Origin of the sequence: Streptomyces sp. NPDC046925, from assembly GCF_040644915.1 — a bacterium.
Lineage (GTDB): Bacteria > Actinomycetota > Actinomycetes > Streptomycetales > Streptomycetaceae > Streptomyces.
Genome location: NZ_JBEYWZ010000010.1, coordinates 303,801 through 325,278 on the forward strand (window position 1 = coordinate 303,801; position 21,478 = coordinate 325,278).

22 protein-coding genes are annotated in these 21,478 nt (G+C 70.7%); 10 read left to right on the forward strand and 12 right to left on the reverse strand.

Annotation, left to right across the window (positions count from 1 at the left end; all coding sequences use genetic code 11):
- The first annotated feature begins 166 nt into the window (after positions 1–166).
- The 5 genes from ABZ906_RS33460 to ABZ906_RS33480 all read left to right on the forward strand — a co-directional run bounded on the left by ABZ906_RS33460 (position 167) and on the right by ABZ906_RS33480 (position 3,045).
- Positions 167–895, forward strand: coding sequence for a hypothetical protein (locus ABZ906_RS33460; protein WP_361389453.1), 729 nt, complete (start codon positions 167–169; stop codon positions 893–895).
- Between the two features lie 128 nt (positions 896–1,023).
- On the forward strand, positions 1,024–1,458 hold the full coding sequence (locus tag ABZ906_RS33465) for an SRPBCC family protein (RefSeq protein ID WP_361184175.1): 435 nt from the start codon (positions 1,024–1,026) through the stop codon (positions 1,456–1,458).
- 164 nt (positions 1,459–1,622) lie between these two features.
- Positions 1,623–1,778 (forward strand): hypothetical protein, encoded by a 156-nt coding sequence (locus ABZ906_RS33470; RefSeq protein ID WP_361389456.1) that lies wholly within the window; start codon positions 1,623–1,625, stop codon positions 1,776–1,778.
- A 270-nt stretch (positions 1,779–2,048) separates the two neighbouring features.
- Positions 2,049–2,315 carry a GlsB/YeaQ/YmgE family stress response membrane protein gene (locus tag ABZ906_RS33475; RefSeq protein WP_361185046.1) on the forward strand — a complete coding sequence of 89 codons (267 nt, stop codon included), beginning with the start codon at positions 2,049–2,051 and terminating at the stop codon, positions 2,313–2,315.
- A 100-nt stretch (positions 2,316–2,415) separates the two neighbouring features.
- Positions 2,416–3,045: an alpha-ketoglutarate-dependent dioxygenase AlkB gene (locus tag ABZ906_RS33480; protein ID WP_361389459.1), complete on the forward strand. Its 630-nt coding sequence runs from the start codon at positions 2,416–2,418 to the stop codon at positions 3,043–3,045.
- A 34-nt stretch (positions 3,046–3,079) separates the two neighbouring features.
- On the opposite strand, the gene ABZ906_RS33485 is transcribed toward ABZ906_RS33480, so the two are convergent.
- The 6 genes from ABZ906_RS33485 to ABZ906_RS33510 all read right to left on the reverse strand — a co-directional run bounded on the left by ABZ906_RS33485 (position 3,080) and on the right by ABZ906_RS33510 (position 10,110).
- The gene (locus tag ABZ906_RS33485) at positions 3,080–4,387 is read right to left on the reverse strand and encodes a cytochrome P450 (protein WP_361389461.1); all 1,308 of its coding nucleotides are present in this window, start codon (positions 4,385–4,387) and stop codon (positions 3,080–3,082) included.
- Between the two features lie 160 nt (positions 4,388–4,547).
- On the reverse strand, positions 4,548–5,432 hold the full coding sequence (locus tag ABZ906_RS33490; protein WP_361389463.1) for a geranyl diphosphate 2-C-methyltransferase: 885 nt from the start codon (positions 5,430–5,432) through the stop codon (positions 4,548–4,550).
- Positions 5,433–5,446: 14 nt separating this feature from the next.
- Positions 5,447–6,721, reverse strand: coding sequence for a family 2 encapsulin nanocompartment cargo protein terpene cyclase (locus ABZ906_RS33495; RefSeq protein WP_361389465.1), 1,275 nt, complete (start codon positions 6,719–6,721; stop codon positions 5,447–5,449).
- Between the two features lie 144 nt (positions 6,722–6,865).
- The gene (locus ABZ906_RS33500) at positions 6,866–8,278 is read right to left on the reverse strand and encodes a family 2B encapsulin nanocompartment shell protein (protein ID WP_361184190.1); all 1,413 of its coding nucleotides are present in this window, start codon (positions 8,276–8,278) and stop codon (positions 6,866–6,868) included.
- A gap of 454 nt (positions 8,279–8,732) precedes the next feature.
- Complete coding sequence (locus ABZ906_RS33505) at positions 8,733–9,341, reverse strand: HAD-IA family hydrolase (protein ID WP_361389467.1); 609 nt, start codon at positions 9,339–9,341, stop codon at positions 8,733–8,735.
- Positions 9,342–9,345: 4 nt separating this feature from the next.
- Positions 9,346–10,110: a DeoR/GlpR family DNA-binding transcription regulator gene (locus tag ABZ906_RS33510; protein WP_361389469.1), complete on the reverse strand. Its 765-nt coding sequence runs from the start codon at positions 10,108–10,110 to the stop codon at positions 9,346–9,348.
- Between the two features lie 73 nt (positions 10,111–10,183).
- Here ABZ906_RS33510 and ABZ906_RS33515 point away from each other — a divergent pair, with 73 nt between their 5' ends.
- Together ABZ906_RS33515 and ABZ906_RS33520 are read left to right on the forward strand one after the other, a co-directional pair.
- The gene (locus ABZ906_RS33515) at positions 10,184–11,377 is read left to right on the forward strand and encodes an MFS transporter (RefSeq protein WP_361389471.1); all 1,194 of its coding nucleotides are present in this window, start codon (positions 10,184–10,186) and stop codon (positions 11,375–11,377) included.
- Positions 11,374–12,174: an alpha/beta fold hydrolase gene (locus tag ABZ906_RS33520; RefSeq protein ID WP_361389473.1), complete on the forward strand. Its 801-nt coding sequence runs from the start codon at positions 11,374–11,376 to the stop codon at positions 12,172–12,174. Before ABZ906_RS33515 ends, ABZ906_RS33520 begins: the two co-directional genes overlap by 4 nt.
- 98 nt (positions 12,175–12,272) lie before the next feature.
- Here ABZ906_RS33520 and ABZ906_RS33525 read toward each other — a convergent pair whose 3' ends face one another.
- Positions 12,273–13,283, reverse strand: coding sequence for a LacI family DNA-binding transcriptional regulator (locus ABZ906_RS33525; RefSeq protein WP_361184204.1), 1,011 nt, complete (start codon positions 13,281–13,283; stop codon positions 12,273–12,275).
- Between the two features lie 390 nt (positions 13,284–13,673).
- On the opposite strand from ABZ906_RS33525, the gene ABZ906_RS33530 reads away from it, so the two are divergent.
- Positions 13,674–14,024, forward strand: a complete 351-nt coding sequence (locus tag ABZ906_RS33530) for a hypothetical protein (RefSeq protein ID WP_361389475.1) — start codon at positions 13,674–13,676, stop codon at positions 14,022–14,024.
- A gap of 136 nt (positions 14,025–14,160) precedes the next feature.
- On the opposite strand, the gene ABZ906_RS33535 is transcribed toward ABZ906_RS33530, so the two are convergent.
- From ABZ906_RS33535 to ABZ906_RS33550, 4 genes are all read right to left on the reverse strand, one after another.
- Positions 14,161–14,808: a class I SAM-dependent methyltransferase gene (locus ABZ906_RS33535; protein WP_361389477.1), complete on the reverse strand. Its 648-nt coding sequence runs from the start codon at positions 14,806–14,808 to the stop codon at positions 14,161–14,163.
- Positions 14,809–14,837: 29 nt separating this feature from the next.
- On the reverse strand, positions 14,838–15,623 hold the full coding sequence (locus ABZ906_RS33540) for an SAM-dependent methyltransferase (protein ID WP_361389479.1): 786 nt from the start codon (positions 15,621–15,623) through the stop codon (positions 14,838–14,840).
- 168 nt (positions 15,624–15,791) lie between these two features.
- Complete coding sequence (locus ABZ906_RS33545; RefSeq protein WP_361389481.1) at positions 15,792–16,751, reverse strand: serine hydrolase; 960 nt, start codon at positions 16,749–16,751, stop codon at positions 15,792–15,794.
- Positions 16,748–17,650, reverse strand: coding sequence for a LysR family transcriptional regulator (locus ABZ906_RS33550; RefSeq protein ID WP_361389483.1), 903 nt, complete (start codon positions 17,648–17,650; stop codon positions 16,748–16,750). Before ABZ906_RS33550 ends, ABZ906_RS33545 begins: the two co-directional genes overlap by 4 nt.
- Before the next feature lie 169 nt (positions 17,651–17,819).
- Here ABZ906_RS33550 and bla point away from each other — a divergent pair, with 169 nt between their 5' ends.
- Both bla and ABZ906_RS33560 read left to right on the forward strand, forming a co-directional pair.
- Positions 17,820–18,764 (forward strand): class A beta-lactamase, encoded by a 945-nt coding sequence (gene bla, locus ABZ906_RS33555; protein ID WP_361389485.1) that lies wholly within the window; start codon positions 17,820–17,822, stop codon positions 18,762–18,764.
- 165 nt (positions 18,765–18,929) lie between these two features.
- A complete protein-coding gene (locus tag ABZ906_RS33560; RefSeq protein WP_361389487.1) occupies positions 18,930–20,561 on the forward strand; it encodes a penicillin-binding transpeptidase domain-containing protein in 1,632 nt (543 codons plus the stop codon).
- Positions 20,562–20,765: 204 nt separating this feature from the next.
- On the opposite strand, the gene ABZ906_RS33565 is transcribed toward ABZ906_RS33560, so the two are convergent.
- Positions 20,766–21,476 carry a ribonuclease H gene (locus ABZ906_RS33565; protein ID WP_361389489.1) on the reverse strand — a complete coding sequence of 237 codons (711 nt, stop codon included), beginning with the start codon at positions 21,474–21,476 and terminating at the stop codon, positions 20,766–20,768.
- Positions 21,477–21,478: the final 2 nt, after the last annotated feature.

A 21,478-nucleotide genomic window follows, 5' to 3' on the forward strand; every position in this document is an offset into this window, starting at 1 on the left:
GGGCGCGCGGCCTCGGACGGGCACAAATAAGTGGGTACCGGCGTTCCGGTGATCTCCGTGAGCCGGGGGGTACGCGGGTGATCCCCGGCCACGAAGACCGGGGAACACGGTGAGGGCGCAGGTGCGCCCCGGGAGAGGAGCAGACGTGGCGAGGGGCAGCAGAACCATGGCGGCCGCGGTAGCCGGAGTGGCGCTCGTGGCCCTGGCGGGGTGCGGCGGCGAGGAGTCGGACGGCAAGAGCAAGCCGTTCGACGGCAAGAGCGCCGACCAGATCGCCGCGGACGCGGTCGAGGCGACCAAGGCGGCCGACTCGATGCACATGAAGGGAACCATGCAGCAGTCGGGTTCCCCGATGACCATCGACCTGTCGGTCGACAAGAGCAACAACTGCGACGGCACCATCGAGTCGAAGGGTGCGTCCGCCGACGTGCGCAACACGAAGGGGACGTTCTATCTGCGGGGCGACGAGAAGTACTGGACGACCGCGCTCAAGGGCCAGCCCGGCGGCGACAAGATTGTTCCGAAGCTCGCGGACAAGTGGGTGAAGGCGCCCGCCGACGACCCGACGACGAAGAACATGTGCGACAAGCAGGCGCTCATGGCCGAGCTGGACAAGGACAAGTCCGAGCGCAAGGGCATGAAGAAGGGTTCGACGTCGACCGTCGACGGCGCCGAGGCGATCCAGCTGACGAAGAAGACGTCCGGCGGCGAGACCCTCACGTTGTACGTCGCCACCGAGGGCAAGCCGTACATCCTGCGGACGAAGTCGTCCGGCGGCAAGGACGCCAACACCACCACCTTCAGCGACTACGGCAAGTCGGTCAGCCCGCAGGAGCCGGCGCCCGGCGAGACCGTCGACCTCAAGAAGATCGCCGCATCCGGCGCGAAGGCCTGACGCCCGCGCGGTGCTGTGACTGGTGATGTGACGCCTTCGCATGGTCCGCCCGCGAAGGGGTACCGGGGCCGAAGGCTCCACCGGCCCGGAGAATCCGCGGCCACTTTCCCGTCCAGAAAGAGGTGCGTATGTCCGCGTCCCTGCTCGAGTCCGTCGACATCAAGGCGCCGGTCTCCGTCGCCTGGGAGTTGTGGAGCGATGTGACACGGTGGCCCTCCTTCCTGAGCCACGTACGGCTGGTCGAGCCGTTGGACGGGCGCCGTTTCGCATGGCAGCTGGAACTGCCCGGCGCGGAGAAGAACTTCGTCGCCGAGCTCACCGAAGTGGTGACCGAGAACCGGATCGCCTGGCACACCGTCGAGGGGGTGGAACACGCCGGCGTGGTCACCTTTCACCGCCTCAGCGACACCGCCAGCCGGGTGACGCTCCAGATCGAGTACGACCCCAAGGGGTTCGTGGAGCGCCTCGGCGCCCTGACCAATCTCGACTCCACGCTGGCCAACTACGACCTGGGCGAGTTCCAGAAGCTCGCCGAGAAGACGGCACAGCAGACCCCTTCCTGAAGGGGTCCCCGAAGGGGCCGCTGACTGACGACGACGGCGCCGCGCCCGCTTCCGCAGGGAGTGGGCGCGGCGCCGTTTCCTCTTCGGCTTCGGCTTCTGCTTCTGCGCTTCGGCTTCTCCGTGCGTCAGGCCGCGTCTCGGTGCTGCCCGGAGACGGAGGCCCGATGGTGTCCCGTGCGCCCTTCGCCGTGGATCAGGCGGAGGTGATGTGCGCGCCGGCCGGTTCTGGGCCGCGTTTCACCGTTCAGCAGATCCTCGATGCGGTCCATGGCGATGATCAGGAACCCCATGGCCGGCAGGAGCAAAAGAGCGACCACTAGCATCGGCTGCGTCCTCCTCGCGGCTTCTCTCTTGTCGCCTGCCCCGCACTGACGTGCCCACGACCCAGAAGGCATGGAGAGCCTGCAACGCTCTCTTCACATTTATTGCGCCCCATCGACGGCCGTCACCCGGTCGGCCGACAGGAAAAGGACCTTCGCCCCGCCGCTGCGGACCTTGGTCCCGCGTGGGACGGCCGCCCGCGGACATGTGTGCCAGTGTCGGACGCAAGACCCCGCGCCGACATGCGCACAAGGGAAAGGAACATGCTCGTGGGCATCATCGCCTGGATCCTGATCGGTCTGATCGCGGGGGCCATCGCCAAGGCCCTCACCCCCGGCAAGGACCCCGGAGGCTGCCTGGTGACGATGCTGATCGGCATCGTGGGCGGGCTGCTCGGCGGCTGGCTGGGCAAGGTGATCTTCGGCGTCCATTCGATCAACGGGTTCTTCCACCTGTCGACGTGGATCGCGGCCATCGTCGGCTCCGTGATCGTCCTGTTCGTCTACCGCCTGGTCTCCGGCAGCCGATCGCGCTGACCGCACCGATCGCGCCGATCGCGCCGATCGCGCCGATCGCGCCGAGCCGCCACGGATTCGAAATAGCTCACGCGTTCGAATCATTCGGTACAGTGGCCGCATGGCAACGCACCAGCTCCAGGGATCACTCTTCGATCAGAGCGATGACGTGCGCCTGGGCCCCCTGGACGGGATCAGCAGAACAGTCCTCGGCGACGGGGCCTGGATCGACCTCCTGCCGGGCTGGCTCAGCGGCGCCGACATCCTGTTCGAACGGCTGGCGCGGGACGTCCCGTGGAAGGCCGAGCGCCGTCAGATGTACGAGCGGGTCGTGGACGTGCCGCGCCTGCTGGCCTTCTACCGCTCCGGCCAGCCGCTCCCCCACGCCGTCCTCGACGAGGCACGCCACGCCCTCTCCGCGCACTACGCCACCGAACTCGGCGAGGCCTTCACGACGGCCGGCCTGTGCCACTACCGCGACGGGCGCGACAGCGTGGCCTGGCACGGCGACCGCATCGGCCGGGGTGCCCGCGAGGACACGATGGTCGCCATCCTCTCCGTGGGGGCACCCCGGGACCTGCTGCTGCGCCCGCGCCACGGCGGCCAGACGATCCGCCGCCCGCTCGGTCACGGCGACCTGATCGTGATGGGCGGCTCCTGCCAGCGCACCTGGGAACACGCGATCCCCAAGTCCACCCGCGCCACCGGAGCCCGCATCAGCATCCAGTTCCGACCACACGGAGTGCAGTAGCCGCCCCGCCCGCCCCTCAGCAGGCCCGGGTGAGTCAGACGAGCACCGCGGGCGTCGGGCCGTCGGGGCGCACGGTGATGCTGTACGTGGCGTTCGCCGGGATGGAGCGGAAGCGGGGGGTGTGGGCGGGCAGCAGGTGTTCCAGGAGGGCGGTCGATTCCCGGAGGGCGAATTGCAGGCCCAGGCAGGCCCGGGGGCCGATGCCGAACGGGAAGTAGCTGCCGGGGTGGGCGGGGCGCCGTCCGGGGGTGGTGAAGCGCGCCGGCTCGAAACGCTGCGGGTTCTCCCAGAGGTCGGGGTCCCGGTGCGTGAGATAGGGGCAGACCAGGACGTCGGTGCCCGCCTCGATCTCGTACCCGGCCAGGACGTCGTCCCGGGCCGCGCTGCGCGGCAGGATCCAGGCGGACGGGTAGAAACGCAGGGTTTCGTGGACCAGCGCTTGGAGGGCCTGGCGCCGCTCGGGCGAGCCCTCGGCGCCCGCGGCGAGCGCCTGCTCCCGCGCTCGCGCATTGCGGTCGAGCAGGAGATAGAGCCAGGTCAGGGTCGAGGCGGTGGTCTCGTGTCCGGCGACGAGCAGGGTGACGAGTTCGTCGCGGATCAGCCGGTCGGTGTACTCGGGGCGTGTTCGGGCCGCCTCGGTCAGAACGTGCAGCAGCCCCGGCCCGTCCGGCCCCGCCCCGGCGTCACGCGCGGCCGCGATGGCACGGCCGGCGACCGCGTCGATACGGGCCAGCTCGGCGGCCACCGCACCGCGGGCGGCGACGCCGTCGGCGGGCAGGCTGGGCAGCGCGGTCACCACGGCGGGCACGGCGTCCAGTTCGTGTTCGGTCGCCGGGTCGAGGGGATGTCCGGTCAGGGAGCGCCAGATGGTGTCCAGGGCGAAGCGGCGCATCTCCTCGCCGACGTCGAAGACTTGACCGGTGCGGGCGTACGCGGCCCAGCGCGCCGCGGTGACACGGGCGGCCCCGGTGATCCGCTGCTCGTATCGCCGCATGCCCGGGCCGGTGAACTGCCCCTGCAGCAGGCGCCGTTGGCGCTGCCATGCCTCGCCCGTGGCGGCCAGGACGCCGTCGCCGATGAGCAGTCGGGCGCGGTGCGAGCGTTTGACGTACCGGTCGGGATGGAGTGCGAGCACGTGCTGCACGGCATCCGGGGCAGTGATCAGGACGGTCGGGCGCGGACCGAGCCGTAAGGCGGCGACGCCGCCGAGCCGTTCGCGCGCCCGCGCGAAGAGGTCGACCAGTTCCCCTCCCTCGGCCTGCCACTGTTCGACGAGGTCGGGGTCGAGCTCGGGGACCCGGCGCCCGGAAGACGGCGAACCGGGGCGGGCGTGGGTGGCCATGGGGCGGCTCCTGTTCGACGGGTCGCGTCGGCGCGGACGGGCACGGTCTGGGCGCCCCGCACTGTAGGGGAGCAGGAGCGGTCGGCGTCACCCCGGATGACGGCGCCGTAAGCGCCGGGCCCCCGCGTGCGGGCCCGGCGCTCTCGCTCGGGACGTCCGGTCAGACGCGGTCGGCCGCGATCAGGACGTACTGGAAGGAGCCGTCCTTGTACGACTCGATGAACGCCTCTTCGATGCCGGTGACCAGCGACGACGTGGCCCGCAGCTCCCAGTAGGGCAGGGTGGCGGGCGTCAGGTCGATGACCGCCTGCGGCACGAGACGGTTGTCGGCCATGGCGCGCAGGTACTCCCGGCGGGAGTGGATGTTGCACTCGAAGTGCGCGTTGATCTGGGAGACCCACTTCGAGGGCTGGCCGTAACGCGGGTTCCAGCAGCCCGTGATGGTCACATAGCGGCCGCCGATCTCGAGGATCCGGGAGTGCTCGGCGAACAGGTCGTGCAGATCGACGTACATGCTCGACTCGTTGTTCCACGAGCCCGCGGCCTCGCCGGTCTCGAAGGGCATGTCGAGCATGTTGCACACCCGGGCGCGAACACGGTCCTGGATGCGCAGTTCACCGGCGCGCTGGTTGGCGAAGTCGGCCTGCTTGGCCGAGAGCGTGACGCCCTCGACCTTGGAGCCGAATCGTTGGTGCGCCATGACCATCGAACCGCCGCGGCCGCAGCCGGCGTCCACGAGCATGTCGTCGTGCCCGCGGGCGCCGAGGTGTTCCATGAGGACGTCGGCCTGCGCCGACTCGAGGCGGTGGAGCTCGGTGATCAGCTTCTTCTCGCGCTCGCTGTCGTCGGGGTCGCCCAAAGCGGCATGGTCGACCTCGCCGACGCCGTAGTGGTGGTGGTAGAGCCCGTCCACATCGCCCAGGCGCAGATTCACGGGCCTGGCCTCGTTGTTCCAGTAGCGCGCGATGTCACCCTGGTAGGGCGTCGCCGGGGCGGGAACGAACGCGGCGGCGGTGTCGGCGGTGGTGAACTCGGTGCTGGTCACAGGTGATTCCGTCCTTACCAGAAATCGGGCAGGCTGTATCGGTAGGTGTTGGTCTGGTGCCAGTAGTGGTTGCCGTCGACCCATGCGGCCACGCCCTGCAGGAAGCGCAGCACGCTGGGGGCGGGGGCGGCCGCGGCCAGGGCGGCTGACGCGGCTTCGAAGTCGCGCATGAGGTCGTTGTGGACCTCGACCGCCTTGAGATAGGCATCGCGCTCGGAGGCGTCCTCGCGCTCGGCGATCACCACGGGCAGGTTCAAGTGCCGTCCGGGGCTGGCAAGTTCCTTGGTGTACGAGTAGAGGTCGTTGACGATGGTGCTGGCGTTCCCGGCGAGCGCCAGGACCCGCTGCATGCCGGGCTGGGCATGCAGGTCGGCGGGCAGTTCGTAGCCGCCGACGGTGTCGGTGATGGTGGGGCAGGGGCGGAAGTTGTTGAACTGCCGCATCGCGAGGTACTCCCACACCTCGGGGGTGTGGTCCGTCTGGGCCCAGGCGCCCTCGGCGAGATACCCCAGGTGCAGCCGTGCCATGTCGTGCCGGTAGCGGTCCGCCTGGGAGGCGCTCGCCTGTCGCACGAAGTACTCCATCGCGGAGCGGTAGGCGCGCCGCGGGGCGTCCGCGTGCAGCGACTCGGCCCACTGGGGCTGGTATTCCTGCGTGGTGTGCAGGTGGTCCAGGGCGGTGTGCGCGAGCAGGAGGCGCCCCCCGAGGCCGATGGGCGAGCCTCCGTGGTCCTCGCAGTAGCAGTCGTCGACCGCGTTCTCGGCGACCATGAGCCGGGTGGCGACCATCAGGTGCTCGATGGTCGGGGCGTCCGGGTGGCAGGCGACCATGTAGCGCCCGACGGAGAAGCCGTCGAACTGGCCCTCCCACTCCTCGGGATACAGCTCGACCTCCTCCACCGCCCAGTCCTTGACCCTGCGGCTGACCTCCTCCACCCGCACCGGGTCGGGCTCGGCCACCGGGTGGTAGTAGAGGCCCGGGATGTGCAGGGCGTCCGCCGGGGCCTTCGGGGCCTCGGGGGTCTCGGGTGCTTCGGGGGTCTCGGGAGCCGCCGGCTGCGCGCGCCGGGCCAGGCTCAGGCCCGCCGTGCCCAGGCCGCTGGGGCCGCACAGGATCCGCTCCAGGGCGGGGCTCGGCTGCCTCGCCGCGGCGGCTGCCTCCTCCCCCTGCCGGGGGGCCGGGGGCGGGCCGGGCAGAACGCCGTGCGTGTACGCGGGGACGGGCGCCCCGAAGCGAGCCGCTGCGGCGGGCGGGCTCGGACGCAGAGGGGAAGACCCGGAGTCGGGCATCCGTGGCTCCTTGATGGGATGGGTGGCCTTCCCGGATCCGGGCACAGGTGCCCGGCCCGGGAAGGTCCGGGCTGTCGTGACCGTCCGGCGGATCCCGGGGTGCGTGGATCCTCGGGTCCGCGGGTCCTTGGGTCCGTGGACCCGCTAGGAGCGCCGGTGGGCGATCTGCACGTTCTCCAGCACGCCGAGCGCACTGGGCACCAGGATCGCGGCGGAGTAGTAGGTGCTGACCAGGTAGGAGATGATCGCCTGTTCGCTGATGCCCATGAAGCGCACCGACAGGCCCGGTTCGTACTCCTCCGGCAGACCGGTCTGGTGCAGACCGATGACGCCCTGGTTGTCCTCGCCGGTACGCATGGCGAGGATGGAGCTGGTCTGCTCCTTGGTGATGGGGATCTTGTTGCAGGGCAGGATCGGGACGCCGCGCCAGGCCGGTACCTGCTGGCCGCCGAGGTCGACGTGATCGGGGTAGAGCCCGCGGGCGTTGAGCTCGCGCCCGATCGCCGCGATCGTCTTGGGGTGGGCGAGCAGCAGCTTCGTGCCGCGGCGCCGGCAGAGCAGTTCGTCGAGGTCGTCCGGGGTGGGCGGGCCCGTGTGGGGCTGGATGCGCTGCTTGAAGTCGGCGTTGTGGAGCAGGCCGAACTCACGGTTGTTGATCAGCTCGTGCTCCTGGCGCTCGCGCAGCGCCTCGATGGTGAGCCTGAGTTGCTCCTCGGTCTGGTTCATCGGGCCGTTGTAGAGGTCGGCGACCCTGGTGTGGACCCGCAGAACCGTCTGGGCGACGGAGAGTTCGTACTCGCGCGGCTTGAGTTCGTAGTCGACGAAGGCACCGGGCAGGGCGAATTCGCCGGTGTGTCCGGCCGACATCGCGATCTCGGCCTCGCCGTGCTTGTTCTGGCGCTGCTCGGGAAGCCTCCTGAACTCCTCGAGGTGGGCCTGGAGGCTCGGCGCCGAGGCCTGCACGGCGGCGAAGTCGTCGCGGGAGAGGGTCAGCAGGGTGCCGGCGGTCTCGGCGGTCGCGGTGGAGTCCCATCTGGCGTCGGCGTCCAGAAGGGCCTGCTCGCCGAACCGGTCGCCGTCGGCGAGGACGTCCTGGCCGACGTCGTCGCCGTACTTGCCGACGGATTTCTGGTTGATGCGGCCGTGGGCGATCAGGTGGAGCTGCCCGGCGGGGGCGCCGCGCTCGACAAGGACTTCGCCGGCGCTGAAGTCGCGCTGGACGCAGCGGTCCGCGATCGCGGTCAGCACCTCCACGTCGTCGAAGCCGCGCAGCAGGGCCAGTTCGCCGAGTTCCCGTGGGATCACCCGGACGTCGCCACCGTCCTGGATGAACTCGATACGTCCGTCTCCGACGGTGTAGCTCAGCCGGCGGTTGACCCTGTAGGCGCCGCCCTTGGTCTCCACCCAGGGGAGCATCCGCAGCAGCCAGCGGGAGGTGATCTCCTGCATCTGCGGGGCGGATTTGGTCGTGGTGGCAAGGTTCCGGGCAGCCGCAGTGCCCAGACTGGTCTGCCGGGGCGGCTCCAGCTGTGCTTCCGGGCTGGTCTCAACGGTCATCGGGCGAGCTCTCCTTCGCAAGGGGTGGTAAAGGGCATGCGTGTGCGCCGAACCGCGCAAAGGGAAGTTGAGGGGTGTGTGATCTCAGAAGGTTCGTCCAGATCCGAGAACCATTTAACGGCCGTTGTGCATGGCTCGCCCGACAAGACCGGTAGGGGCACTCGAAACAGTGATCTTGTTCCGTGCGGTGTTTATCCGGGCCACCCACGGCGTTCCGGCCACCCGCCAGAGAGAGCTCAGCCGCCGCTGATCACGGTCGAAACAGAACCGCAGGGCTACGGTCACGAACCATTGCCGAAGCGACCCACCTGCACACCACTGGCCACGCGTACGACACCACGGCCGCCGCCTACGAGGCGCTTCTCCGCCACGAGTTGAGTGCCAAACCCGTGGACCGCGCCATGCTCACCGCGTTCTGCGAACTCACGCACACACCAACTCCGGAGCTGGCGCCTCAAAGAACGGCCTTCAGCCGCTGCGGGTCGGTGAAGAGGTGGCCCCGGATGCCTGTTTTCTGTGCGGCGCGGATGTTCTCCTCGCGGTCGTCCACGAAGAAGACATGCTGCGGGTCGGTGTTCAAAGCGTGCAGGCACCACTGGTAGGCGCCGGGGTCCGGCTTGGCGTGGCCCGTGCGGCAGGAGAAGGCGCGCAGGGGGAAGTGCTTGAGCCAGTGGTGGTGCGCCTCGTAGTAACTGGCCAATTCCTCGGGAATGTTGGACAGCAGCGCGATGCGGCGGCCGGATGCCGCGAGCTCCTCGACCAGGGCGACCATCGTCTCGTCCACGGCGCTCCAGCTGGCGACATCGGCCTCGACGAGCTCCGCGATCCGGCGCTCGCCGAAGTCCACGGCCAGAGTGTCCGCCACCTGGAGCCAGTACGCGGGGCCGGTCAACTCGCCCTGGTCGTAGGGCTGCCGTCGCGCCCAGTAGGCGTCCCAGAACGCCGGGGCGGGAACCTCCGCCGTACGGACGAGGCGGTCCTTGCCCTCGGCGGACTGGTGGCGGGCGATGACGCCGAACAGGTCGAAGAGCACCACGTCGGTCGATGCGGGCGAGTCGGGCACGGGGTCACACCTTTCGTACGGTGACACCGGCGGCGGCCAGCGCGTCGGTCTCGTCCTGCGCGGCGGACCCGTCGGTGACGACGGCGTGCAGGGCGGCGGCGGGAGCGACGAAGGCCAGCGCCGTGCGGGAGAGCTTGGGGGCGTCCGCGACGGCGATCACGCGACGGGCCGAGGCGATCGCCGCGCGCTTGACCGCCGCGTCGTCCAGGTCGTAGGCGGTCAGGCCGTGCACGGCATTCAGTCCGCAGCAGCCGATGACCGCGGTGTCGAAGCGCAGGGCGGCAAGCGACGCCTCGGTCAGCGGTCCGGTCAGGGCCAGCTCCCCCGGCCGGGGCCGGCCGCCGGGGACCAGGAGCGTCAACTGCGGCGCGCCGCTCAGCGCGTTCACCGCGTGGAGGGACAGCGGCAGCACGGTCAGCCGGCGCTGCTCCAGAGCGCGGGCCACTTCCAGGCAGGTGGTGCCGCTGTCGATGACGACGGACTCGCCGTCCGCGATCAGCCCCGCGACCTCGGCGGCGATGCGCCGCTTGGCCTCCAGGCCCTCCTGCGCCCGCAGCGCGAAGGGCGGTTCCTCACCCCGCAGCAGCAGGCTCCTGGCCCCGCCCCGAAAGCGCTCCAGGACCCCTTGGTCCGCCAGGGCCTCCAGATCGCGGCGAATGGTCATCTCCGAGGCGCCGGTCAGCTCCGCCAGCTCCGCGACACCGATCCGCCCGGCCTCGCGCACGGCATCGGTGATCTGCCTCAACCGGTCTGTACTACTGCTCACCATGCCGCAATCAAACAATAAACCTGTGCGATATGCAATCTTCCGAACAGACAACATGTTCGTTATGTTCGTTCGCATGGAAAGATCGCTGCGCTCGGGCCGACTGGCCACCTTCGCCTACTTCACCCTCAACGGCTTCCTCATGGGCATGTGGATCGTGCACATCCCGGCCGTCGAACACCGCGCCGGCATCAGCCACGCAGTCCTGGGCTGGCTCCTGCTGCTCCTCGGCGCGGGCGCCTTCGCCGGCATGCAACTGGTGGGCCCGCTCACCGACCGCTTCGGCGCCCGCACCGTCGTCCCCCTCAGCGCGGCCCTGTGCAGCGCGGCGGTGATCCTGCCGGGACTCGCCACCAGCACCTGGACGCTGGGCGCGGCGCTGCTGGTGCTCGGCCTCGGCAACGGCTGCCTGGACGTCAGCATGAACGCCCACGCCGTCCAGGTGGAACACGGCTACGGACGGCCCGTCATGTCCGCCTTCCACGCCGCCTTCTCCATCGGCGGCGTCCTCGCCGCCCTCCTGGGCGCCCGCACCCTCAGCCAGGAGATAAGCCCGGCGGCGACCCTGGGCGCCGTGGCCCTCCTCGGCCTCGCCGTCGCCGCACTCTGCGCCCCCGCACTGCTGCGCCGCGAAGCCCGCCCCGCCGAACCGGCCGTCACCACCCCGGCCGCGCACCGGCGCACCACACCCCGGCGCATCTGGATCCTCGCCGCCCTCGCCCTGATGCTCATGCTCTGCGAAGGCGTCGCCAACGACTGGAGCGTGCTGCACCTGCGCGACACCCTGGACGCACCGGCCGCCACCGCCGCCCTCGCCTACGGCGCCTTCGCCACGGCCATGACCGCGGGCCGCCTGCTCGCCGACCGGGTGGCCGCCCGCTTCGGCCCGGTGGCCGTGCTCCGCCACGGCGCGTCGGTGGCCGCTGCGGGCATGACGGTGGCCGCCCTGTCCCCGTGGATCCCGCTCGCCCTGATCGGCTGGACCGTGTTCGGCATCGGGCTCTCCGGCTGCATCCCGCAGCTCTTCAGCGCCGCGGGCCACGCCGACCAGGACGCCGCCGGAGCCAACGTCTCGCGGGTGGCGGGCCTCGGCTACCTCGGCATGCTCGCCGGACCCGCCGTCATCGGACCGCTCACCCACGTCGTCCCGCTCAACCTCACCTTCTTCCTGCCCGTGGCATTCTGCGTCCTGGCCGCCTGCACCGCGGGAATCCTGCGCACCCGGCCCACCGCCACCCCTGCCGACACCCTGGAAACCGAGACCGCATGACCGACACGAGCCCGCCAACCGATCTCGAACCCGCCCGCACCCCACGGCACTTCACCTTCTACGGCGACGGCGAAACCCTCAGCTGCACGCAACTGGAGGCCCCGGCGCCCCCGCCCGCCACGCCGGAGAACCCGCCCCTGGCCGTCGTGCTCCTGCACGGCGCCGGCACCAGCGACAAGGCCCGCTTCACCGCCCTGATGGCCGACTTCGCCGCGCGCGGACACCAGGCCCTGGCCTTCGACTTCTCCGGCCACGGCGAAAGCACCGGCAACCTCGGCGAACTGAGTCTGCGGCGCCGGTTCACCCAGGCGTGCGCCGTGATCGACCGCCACGTGCCGACCGGACGACGCCTGGTACTCATCGGGTTCAGCATGAGCGGCCAGACCGTCGCCGACCTGGCCGCGCACTACGGACCACGGGTGGCCTCCATCGGGCTGTGCGCGCCCGCGGTCTACGGGGCCAGGGCCTGGCCCGTGCCCTTCGCCGCCGGGTTCACCGAGATCATCCGAACGCCGGACAGCTGGCGCCGCTCCCCCGCCCTCGACGTCTTCCGCGGCCTGTCCTCCCGGGCGGTGCTCGTCACCCCGGCCGTCGACGCGGTGATCCCGCCCGCCGTGACCGAGGCCGTCGCCGGGGCCCTGGGTGCCTCGCGCTCACGATTCACCCGCCTCGTCCTGCCCGACGCCGATCACCGCCTCGGCCTGTGGTTCGCGGCGAACGCCGTACCGCGCCGCCGCTTCGTCGACACCGTCCTCGACGACACACGGCACACGGACTGCGGGGCGGCACCCGCTTAAGCGTAGCTCGGCAGAATCACGTCATATCTCGCGCGATGATTGAAATAAATCGACAGTAAGCGGGCAAGGACCGCCCAGCACACGGCGAACCCCCGGGCCTACCCCTGCGGCGGCTGCCCCGTCGAACCGCGCACCACCAACTCCGGCTCGAAGAGCAGTTCCTCCGTGGGCACCGCACTCCCCCCGATCTTCAGCGTGAGGATCTCGACCGCGGCGCGCCCCATGGCCTCGATCGGCTGACGCACCGTGGTCAGCGGGGGTTCGGTGCAGGTCATGAACGCCGAGTCGTCATAGCCCACCACCGAGACGTCGTGCGGAACGCCGAGACCCCGGCGGCGCGCGGCGCGCACCGCGCCCAGAGCCAGGGGGTCGCTCGCGCAGACGATGCCGGTGACCCCGGCGTCCAGGAGCCGCGCCGCCGCGGCCTGACCGCCCTCGATCGAGAACATGCCCCGCGAGACGTGCTCGTCGGGCAGCACACCGCCGGCCTGCTCGACGAGCACGCGGGCCGCGGCGAGCTTGCGCTGCGAGGGCATGTGGTCGGCGGGCCCGAGCACCAGGCCGATACGGCGGTGACCGAGCGAGGAGAGATGACCCCAGGCCTGCTCGACCGCGACCGCGTCGTCACAGGACACCGCGGGGAATCCGAGCCGCTCGATGGCCGCGTTGACCAGGACCACCGGGATCTTGCGCGCCGCGAGCCGCTTGTAGTGCTCGTGCGGGGCGTCCGCCTGCGCGTACAGCCCGCCGGCGAACACGACGCCGGACACCTGCTGTTGCAGCAGCAACTCGACGTAGTCCTGCTCGGAGACGCCGCCCTTGGTCTGGGTGCACAGCACCGGGGTCAGCCCCTGCTGGGCGAGCGCACTGCCGATCACTTCCGCGAAGGCGGGGAAGATCGGGTTCTGCAGCTCGGGCAGCACGAGCCCCACGAGCCGGGCCCGCTCGCCCCGGAGTTGGGTGGGCCGTTCGTACCCCAGGACATCCAGGGCCGACAGCACGGACTGCCGGGTCGCATCGGAGACCCCGGGCTTGTTATTGAGCACCCGGCTGACCGTGGCCTCGCTGACCCCGACCTTCCGTGCCACTTGAGCAAGTCGTCGCGTCATGAGCGCAAGAATAGCGCAATGTTTGCGTTTGTTTGCGTGCTTACTAAATCCCTTCGGGATCTGCCGACTTGGACGGCATGACGGCAGGCTGCCGCCTACGTCGACGAGAAGGTGCGGCACTTCGTCACCCTGGCCCGTGAGGTCCATCGGGCAGCCGAAGTCGTCGTCCTCGAGGGGCCGGACGCGGTCACGGCGGCCACCGGCCGTGTGGCCAGTTCCGTCGCGTGGCCGGTGCTGTCATCGGCGGCGCGCGCTGAAGGCAGGCGGGGTCCGAACGGGTGAGGGCGGATCGTTTCGGCGGCAAAATCCGGGCAGATCAGGTAACTCTGCTGGTCAGGACGGGAATGCCGGATGCGTTCACGTGCCCTTCCCAGCAGAGGAAAGCGATTCATGCGTCTTCGTCACACACTGGCCGCCGCGGCCGGTGCCGCCGTACTGATCCTGACCGTCCCCGGCTCCGCGTACGCGGCCGAGGGCGACTTCAAGTACACCTACGTCAACATCGACTCGGGCGAGGAAGGGCACGTCACCCTGCACGACCCGGCCGGCGGGGAGTGCATCACGCTTCCCGAGGCGGCCGTGGAGTACAGCCAGCCGCCCGCCCACTCCCCCAGGAACCGCACCGGCTCCTACGCGATCGCCTTCACGAACGCCGACTGCACCGGCGACCGGTTCACGATGCGCCCCAGGACCGGCGGCGCGAGCGAGCGGCTGAAGCTTCGGTCGGTGCTGTTCTCCTGATCCGCGGCGACACCGCCTGGTCTGCGGCAACACCGCCTTGTCCAAGGCGATACCGTCAACCGCCGCCCGTCCGACCCGAGGCCATCACCCCGGGTCGGACGGGCGTCCCGCCAACTGCAAGCACCGGAAGGCCTGTTCAGGCCTTGCGGGCCAGCAGGTGGATCGCCTTGAACTGCCGCCGGTCCTCGGGCTGCGGCTCGCGAACCATCCGGGCCACCTCGGCGAGCCCGGCCTCGCGCAGCAGCGCGGCCAGCCGGTCGGGCCACCACCGGTAGGCCGGCGCGACCGCATGATCGAAGACCTGCGTCGGGTGAGCAGCGTCCTCACTCGCCGAGAAGCCGATCAGCAGGTGGCCGCCGGGTGCGAGCACACGATGGAACTCCGCCAGGATGAGCGGGACTTCCTCCGGCGGTGTGTGGATGATCGACCAGCGCGAGAGCACACCGCCCAGCGCGCCGTCCGCGATGTCCAGCGCGGTCATCGAACCCACGTCGAACCGCAGGTCCGGAGAGGCCTCCCGGGCCAACTCGATCATCGAGGGAGAGGCGTCGACACCGAACGCCGAAAGTCCCAACTGGTCAAGGTGAGCGGTCACATGACCGGGACCGCAGCCCAGATCCGCGACCTGCCCTCCCCCGCCCGCACGGACGACCTCGGCGAAAGCGCCCAGGAAGGCGCGGTCCAGAGGGGCGTCGCGCAGCGAGTCGCGGAACAGCTGCTCATAGGTGACGGCCGCGCCGTCGTAGGCCTCGCGGGTGGCAGTGAGGGCATCATGTTCGACCATGCCCGCGAGCGTAGCCTCCGGCAGGAGACCTAGGGCACGCGGGCGACCGCGACGTAGAAGCCGCTCAACTCGGACTCGGGAGCGGGGGTTTCCTTGTACCAGTGTGTCGCCGTCACCAGGCCGGGCTCGACCAGTTCCAGTCCCTCGAAGAAGCGCTCGACCTCGTCGCGGCGGCGCATCCGCAGCGGCACCTGACCCTTCTTGTAGGTGTCGGTGACGGAGTCCGCGAGCTCGGGGTGTTCGTCGGTGGTGCCGTGGGAGAGCACGAGGTAGCTGCCCGACGGAAGCTGGTCCACCAGGGTGCGGGTGAGGCCGTAGGGGTCCTCTTCGTCGGTGATGAAGTGCATCAGGGCGATGAGGGAGAGTGCGATGGGCCGGTCGAAGTCCAGGAGTTCGCGGGCGTGGTCGAGGATCGCCGCGGGCCGGCGCACATCGGCCTGCACATAGTCCGTGGCGCCTTCCGGGGTGCTGACCAGCAGGGCCTCGGCGTGCCGCAGCACGATGGGGTCGTTGTCGGCGTACACGACCCGGCAGCTGGGGGCGATCGCCTGGACGATCTGGTGGAGGTTGGGCGCGGTGGGGATGCCGGTGCCGATGTCGAGGAACTGCCTGACACCGTTGTCAGCCAGCCAGGCGGCGGCACGGTGCATGAACGCCCGGTTCCGGGCCGCGTTCGCGCGCGCCTCGGGCGGCAGCTTCTCGCCCATCTCCTGATCGACGAGGTAATTGTCCTTGCCGCCCAGAAGCCAGTCGTAGACACGCGCCGGGTGGGGCTTGCTGGTGTCGATGAGGGAGCTGGCATCTTCTGCAGTCATCGGTGACTCCACTACGTCTCTGACCGTGTTCCGTGCGCGGCGGGCGGGGTGTATCGGCGGGGGTGTGCGCACCGCCCCGGCCTGCGAGGATCTTCCGCCCCCACAGGGCGATGGGTCAACTGTTGTGGCTGGTGGGAGAGTTCGCCGCGGCCGTGGCAGGAGTCGTGGCTACAGCTGGCGCAGGTGGTCGCGCAGGCTGCGGGCGGCCTGCGCCATCAGCGCATCGGCGCCGGGCTGCACGCTGGCGGGCACGAGGGACTCGGTCAGTACGGCGATCGCGAAGGTCTGCCCGTCGGAGTGCTCGACGACCCCGATCTCATGGCGGAGGTTGAGCAGCGTGCCGGTCTTGGACGACCAGGTGCTGGCGTCGGAGCTGAAGTCCGGGGTCAGCCGGTGGCGCAGTACGTTGTGGGCCATGAGGCCCCGCAGCCGCTCGGCCACGTCCGGGTGGATCTTCGACGGCGTCCACAGCGCTTGCAGCAGGTCGACATAGGTGCGGGCGCTGCCGGTGTTGGCGCGAGTGGTGTCGAGCTGGGGCACCCGGTGTCCGCGGCCGCTGGTACCGGCGTCGATGGCCAGGGCGTGGGCGAGATGGACCTCATCGGCGTCGAAGCGTTCCGCGGGCGTGTCGGACAGTTTGCCCGTGTTGTTCCGGACGGTGATGCCGCGGATGCCGAGCTCCTGGAGGATCGCGGAGACGTGGGCGGGCGGGGTGAGTTCGAACAGCGCGTCGGCGGCCATGCCGTCGCTCAGGCAGACGCTCAGATAGAGCAGGTCGTCGACGGCGATGCGGGCGGGGTGGCGGAAGCGGCTCAGACCGGTGGGTCCCGGCGTGGTGATGCGTCCGGGCTGCACCTCCAGCATCGTCGCTCCGTCGAGCTCGCCCCGCCGGATGCGCTCGACGGTCGCGAGCGCGAGCGGGACCTTGACCAGGGAGGCGGAGGGCAGGTGGGTGTCCGCCTCGATCCCCAGCTCGTCGCCCGTGTGCAGGTCCCGTACGAGGAAACAGCCGCGCAGGCCGCCGTCGCTCAACTGCCCGCGGATGTCGCGCAGCAGGGCCTCGGTGCTCGTGCCGCCGTACACGCCTCCGTACATGCCGCCGTGTGTGCCGCCCGTGGCGCCGTTCATGCCGCCGTTCCTCCCGTGGTCACGGCCGGGGCGTCCACGCCCAGGCAGCGGGCGATGGCGTCGCCCAGGCGCGCTTCGACGAGCTGCGGATTGCCGTCCGCCGCGGCGGCCAGGGCGAAACCCCGGCCGAGGGCTGTCTCGCCGATGGGCCGCCAGGTCAGGGCGAGTTCCTCGGCCTGCGCGCGCGAGCACAGCAGCAGGTCGCCCGAGCAGAGAACCTCGGCCGCGGCGCTCGTCAGGTCGGCGGCGGCGACGAGCTGCGCGGGGCGCAGACCCACCGCGTCGCGCAGCCGCGTGAGCGGATCGCGGATGTGCGGCACATCGTCCTCCGGCTGGATCCACACGCGACGGGCCGGACCGGTGGAGGCGCGGCCCATCCGCAACGTCTCGAGGTAGACGCGCTGCACCCCGGGATCCCCGGCGGCGGCGAGGCCGAGCGGCACGGACCACACCGCCTCGTCCGCGGGCACCGCGAGCAACGCGGCGCGCACCTGCTGCGCGCGCAGGAGCTCCTTGCGCTGCGTCGGCGCCGCCACCCGCAGGTCAAGCGTGATGCCGTGCCCGCGGGCATCGGCGACGAGACGGGCGCGGCCCACCGTGGAGCAGATGCCGGGCACCGCCAGCCGCCACGGCTTGCGCTTGACGGCTTCGGCCTCGTCGAGGAGCACATCGGCCGCCTGTACGAGCTGCCGGGCGGCGGGCAGCATGTCCCGCCCGAAGGGCGTGAGTACGGCACGCCTCGACGTGCGCTCGAACAGCGGCTCACCGAAGCGCTCTTCCAGCGCGGCGACGCGACGGCTGGCCACCGACTGGGACATCCGGGCCGCGGCCGCTCCGTCGGTGAAACTGCCGTACTGGCTGACGCTGACGAACGCGCGACACGCTCCCACGAGATCCACGCCGTCAACCCTATGCCAGATCGGCATGGAATCGCGCATGAGCGTATTGGACCGCATACGCACCCCGGGGCGAGGGTGACTCTGGCACTCACACCCACGTACCGGGACGGAGCCGTGCCGCGCCGTCCCCTATGCGCCCTGCCTTCGGGGCGCCCTGGAGGTTTGGCCCGTGAAGCACACCCGTGCCCGCCGTACCGTTTTCGGCGCGCTCGCCACGTTCTGCCTCGTCCCGCTCATGGCCTGCGCGGAGGGTGACTCCTCGGGGTCGTCGTCCCCGTCCACGGCGACCACGAAGCCCGCGGGGGCCGCGAAGTCCGCGGATACGGCGAAGCAGTCCGCCCGCGGTTTCAAGAAGCTGGAGCGCCAGTTCGACGCGCGCCTCGGCGTCTACGCCGTCGACACCGGCACCGGGCGCGAGGTGACGTACAACGCCGGTGAGCGCTTCGCCTACAACTCCACCTTCAAGGCACTGGCCGCCGGCGCCGTCCTCGACAAGTACTCCCTGGGCGGCCTCGATCGCAAGGTCACGTACTCCAAGGACGATCTGGTCCCCAACTCCCCGGTGACCGAGAAGCACGTCAAGACCGGCATGACGCTGGGGGAACTGTGTGACGCCGCCGTGCGCTACAGCGACAACACCGCGGCCAACCTGCTCTTCGACAAGCTGGGCGGCCCCAAGGGTCTGGACGCCGCGCTCGAGGACCTGGGCGACGACGTCACGCAGATGGACCGTCGCGAGCCCGACCTGAGCACGTGGGTGCCGGGCGAGAAGCGGGACACGAGCACGCCGCGGGCGCTGGCGAAGGACCTGCGTGCGTTCGTCCTCGGGGACGTCCTGGGCAAGGGCGAGCGCGCACAGCTGACCAAGTGGCTGCGGACCAACACCACCGGGGATCACACGATCAGGGCGGGGGTGCCCGGGAACTGGGTGGTCGGCGACAAGACGGGGACCGGCAGCTACTACGGGGCCCGCAACGACATCGCCGTGGTGTGGCCCCCCGACGGCGCCCCCATCGTCATGGCGATCTTGTCCAACCGCGCGAAGAAGGACGCCGAGCCGGACGACAAGCTGATCGCCGAGGCGGCTTCGGTGACCGTCGACTCGCTGTCGTAGCGCGTCGTACCCGCCGTGGGGCGCGCCCGTTCCTCGCTCCGTGCACCGGAGCCGCGGAGAGCCCGGCGCGCCCTGCTCCCGGCCCCCACGCGCATGAACCCCTCGCGCTCGAACCCCCCGCTGCCCGCGCCGAGAAGCACGTACCACCCGTACAAGGAGCCCTTGATGACGGATGCCGCACCGTTTGCCGAACCCCGCCGCAGACCCGCCCGGAAGGGCCCTCGTGTCGCGATCGCGGCGGGCCTGACCCTCGTGATCGCCGCAGGCGTCGGGTACGCCGCCGAACTCGGCCCCTTCGACCCCGGGCCCCCGACAGCCGACCCGGAAGCGAGGAAGCAGGCGCGCGCGTTCCTGGCCGACTGGGAGGCGGGGCGCATGTCACGGGCGGCGGCGCTGACGTCGCGTCCAGAGGAGGCGGAGCGTGTCCTGAAGAGCTTCACCTCCGGGCTCGACATCAGCGAACCATCCCTGAGCGCGGGGGCCGTCACGGCCGCTGACGACGGCACCGCGACCATGGCCTTCACCGCCAAAATGCCCGTCACGGAGCTGGGCACCTGGACCTACGACTCGGCCCTGCCGCTGCGCAGACAGGACGACGGCGCCTGGAAGGTGGACTGGGCGCTGTCCCTCGTGCACCCGAAGCTGAGCAGCACGCACAAGTTCCGGCTGGAGCGTGAGGACTCCGAAGGGCCCGAGATCAACGACCGTGACGGGAACGCTCTGTCGGGCTCGACGCATCCCTCCCTCGGCCCGCTCATCCCGCAGATCGCCAAGGACAGCGGTGCCGGTCCGCGTGGTGCCGTCCAGCTCGTCGACCGGGCCACCGGTGAGGTCACGGGGACAGAGGCCTCCTTCGGCAAGAAGTCCGAACGGCCCGCCGACAAGCCGGTGACCACCACCCTCGACGCCACCTGGCAGTCGGCCGCGGAGAAGGCCCTCGCCGCCGAGGCCGACGGCAAGGACGCCGCGCTCGTCGCCCTGCGGATCGACGACGGGGAGATATTGGCGGTGGCCAACTCCCCCGCATCGGGCTTCAACCGCGCCGTCTCCGGCACCTACGCTCCCGGCTCCACCTGGAAGATCGTCACCACCAGCGCGCTGCTGCTCAAGGACGCTGTCGCGCCCGGTGATGTCGTGGACTGCCCCAAGTACCTCACCGTCGGGAAGCGGTTCCAGAATGTCGAGGCCTCCGAACACCGCGACGCCACCTTCCGCAAGGACTTCACCGCCTCGTGCAACACGGCGTTCATCGGCCTGCGCGACAAGGTCGGCGACCAGGAACTGGGGGACGTCGCCGGCAAGTACTTCGGGGTCGGCCAGAAGTGGAACGTCGGCATCTCCTCGTACGACGGGTCGGTTCCCGTCCCCCGTGACCAGACCGAGAAGGCCGCATCGATGATCGGGCAGGGCCGGGTGCAGGCCAACCCGCTGATCATGGCGTCCGTCACCGCGACGGCGGTGTCCGGCACCTTCCACCAGCCCACGCTCACCGGCACGGCCAAGGACACGACCACGACCACTGCGCTGCCGCGCGAAGTCGTCGCGCAGCTGCGTGAGTTGATGCGCGCCACGGTCACCGAGGGCACGGCGAGCGCCCTGGCCGATCTGCCGGGCGCGGTGGGGGCGAAGACCGGCACCGCCGAGGTCTCCGAGGACGTCCCCAACAACGGCTGGTTCGTGGCACACCGCGGCAATGTCGCCGTGGCCTGTGTCGTCGAGAAGGGCGTCACCGGGGGCTCGTCCGCCGGGCCCGTGGTCCGCAGCCTTCTGGGGGCAGTGCCGGACGGCGCCTCCTGACAGGCCCTGGCGGCACTCCCTCCGGACGCCCCTGCTCCGGTTACGCCGCCGCCTTCGGTCTGCCCCTTGTGCCGAGTGTCCTTGCGGCCCTGCTGGCCGTCCGCGCGCGCGGCACGTGAGAGTCGTTTGCCGGAGCCCGGGGCGCGGGCGTCACGTGAGAACCGCCCGCCGGAGCCGTGAGCGCGGGCCTGCCCTGGCCCGGCCTCAGGAGTCCCGGCACTCCACGTGGCCCCAGCCGTGCGCGTTCTTCGCGATCTTCTCTCCGGCCGCGTAGGGCTTCTGGCAGTGGCAGCGGCCGGGGAACTTGGCCTTGATCACTCCGCCCGAACCGCCCTTGCCCGACCGTGCGGCGGAGCTCTTGCCCGTCCCTGCCGCGGAGGTCTTGCGCGACCGCCCGGCGGGCGCGGCCGTCATGCGCTCGGGCCGCGGCTCCGGAATCGCGAGCGTTCCGTGGGCGGTTCCGGCGGGCTTCTGCGTCGTGGCGGCGTCACTGGCCGCGACGTCGGCGATCGCGTTGAGGTGGTCACCGTCCACCTGGTGGGCTGCCACGTGCCGGAAGGTCACCGGGCGGCCCTGCAGAAGTGCGTCGATGCGGACGACGAGGTCCTTGTTGGCCACCGGCTTCTTCGCCGCGGTCAGCCAGCCGTTGCGCTTCCACGAAGCGATCCACTTGGTGACCGCGTTCATCGCGTACTGGCTGTCCATGCGGACCTCCAGCGGCAGGGCCGGGTCAGTGGACTCCAACAGCTCGGCCAGCGCGGTCAGTTCGGCCACGTTGTTGGTCGTGTCGCCGAGCGGACCGGCCTCCCAGCGCTGCGGGCGCCCGTCGGAGTCGGCGACCACCCAGGCCCAGGCCGCCGGGCCGGGATTCTTCTTCGCGGCTCCGTCACAGGCGGCGATGATCAAGTCAGACATCC

Coding starts and splice junctions, on each gene's coding strand:
- ABZ906_RS33460 (WP_361389453.1), top strand. CDS start 167: ATGGCGGCCGCGGTAGCCGGAGTGGCGCTCGTGGCCCTGGCGGGGTGC.
- ABZ906_RS33465 (WP_361184175.1), top strand. CDS start 1,024: ATGTCCGCGTCCCTGCTCGAGTCCGTCGACATCAAGGCGCCGGTCTCC.
- ABZ906_RS33470 (WP_361389456.1), top strand. CDS start 1,623: ATGGTGTCCCGTGCGCCCTTCGCCGTGGATCAGGCGGAGGTGATGTGC.
- ABZ906_RS33480 (WP_361389459.1), top strand. CDS start 2,416: ATGGCAACGCACCAGCTCCAGGGATCACTCTTCGATCAGAGCGATGAC.
- ABZ906_RS33485 (WP_361389461.1), bottom strand. CDS start 4,387: ATGGCCACCCACGCCCGCCCCGGTTCGCCGTCTTCCGGGCGCCGGGTC.
- ABZ906_RS33495 (WP_361389465.1), bottom strand. CDS start 6,721: ATGCCCGACTCCGGGTCTTCCCCTCTGCGTCCGAGCCCGCCCGCCGCA.
- ABZ906_RS33500 (WP_361184190.1), bottom strand. CDS start 8,278: ATGACCGTTGAGACCAGCCCGGAAGCACAGCTGGAGCCGCCCCGGCAG.
- ABZ906_RS33510 (WP_361389469.1), bottom strand. CDS start 10,110: ATGGTGAGCAGTAGTACAGACCGGTTGAGGCAGATCACCGATGCCGTG.
- ABZ906_RS33515 (WP_361389471.1), top strand. CDS start 10,184: ATGGAAAGATCGCTGCGCTCGGGCCGACTGGCCACCTTCGCCTACTTC.
- ABZ906_RS33520 (WP_361389473.1), top strand. CDS start 11,374: ATGACCGACACGAGCCCGCCAACCGATCTCGAACCCGCCCGCACCCCA.
- ABZ906_RS33525 (WP_361184204.1), bottom strand. CDS start 13,283: ATGACGCGACGACTTGCTCAAGTGGCACGGAAGGTCGGGGTCAGCGAG.
- ABZ906_RS33530 (WP_361389475.1), top strand. CDS start 13,674: ATGCGTCTTCGTCACACACTGGCCGCCGCGGCCGGTGCCGCCGTACTG.
- ABZ906_RS33535 (WP_361389477.1), bottom strand. CDS start 14,808: ATGGTCGAACATGATGCCCTCACTGCCACCCGCGAGGCCTACGACGGC.
- ABZ906_RS33540 (WP_361389479.1), bottom strand. CDS start 15,623: ATGACTGCAGAAGATGCCAGCTCCCTCATCGACACCAGCAAGCCCCAC.
- ABZ906_RS33545 (WP_361389481.1), bottom strand. CDS start 16,751: ATGAACGGCGCCACGGGCGGCACACACGGCGGCATGTACGGAGGCGTG.
- ABZ906_RS33560 (WP_361389487.1), top strand. CDS start 18,930: ATGACGGATGCCGCACCGTTTGCCGAACCCCGCCGCAGACCCGCCCGG.
- ABZ906_RS33565 (WP_361389489.1), bottom strand. CDS start 21,476: ATGTCTGACTTGATCATCGCCGCCTGTGACGGAGCCGCGAAGAAGAAT.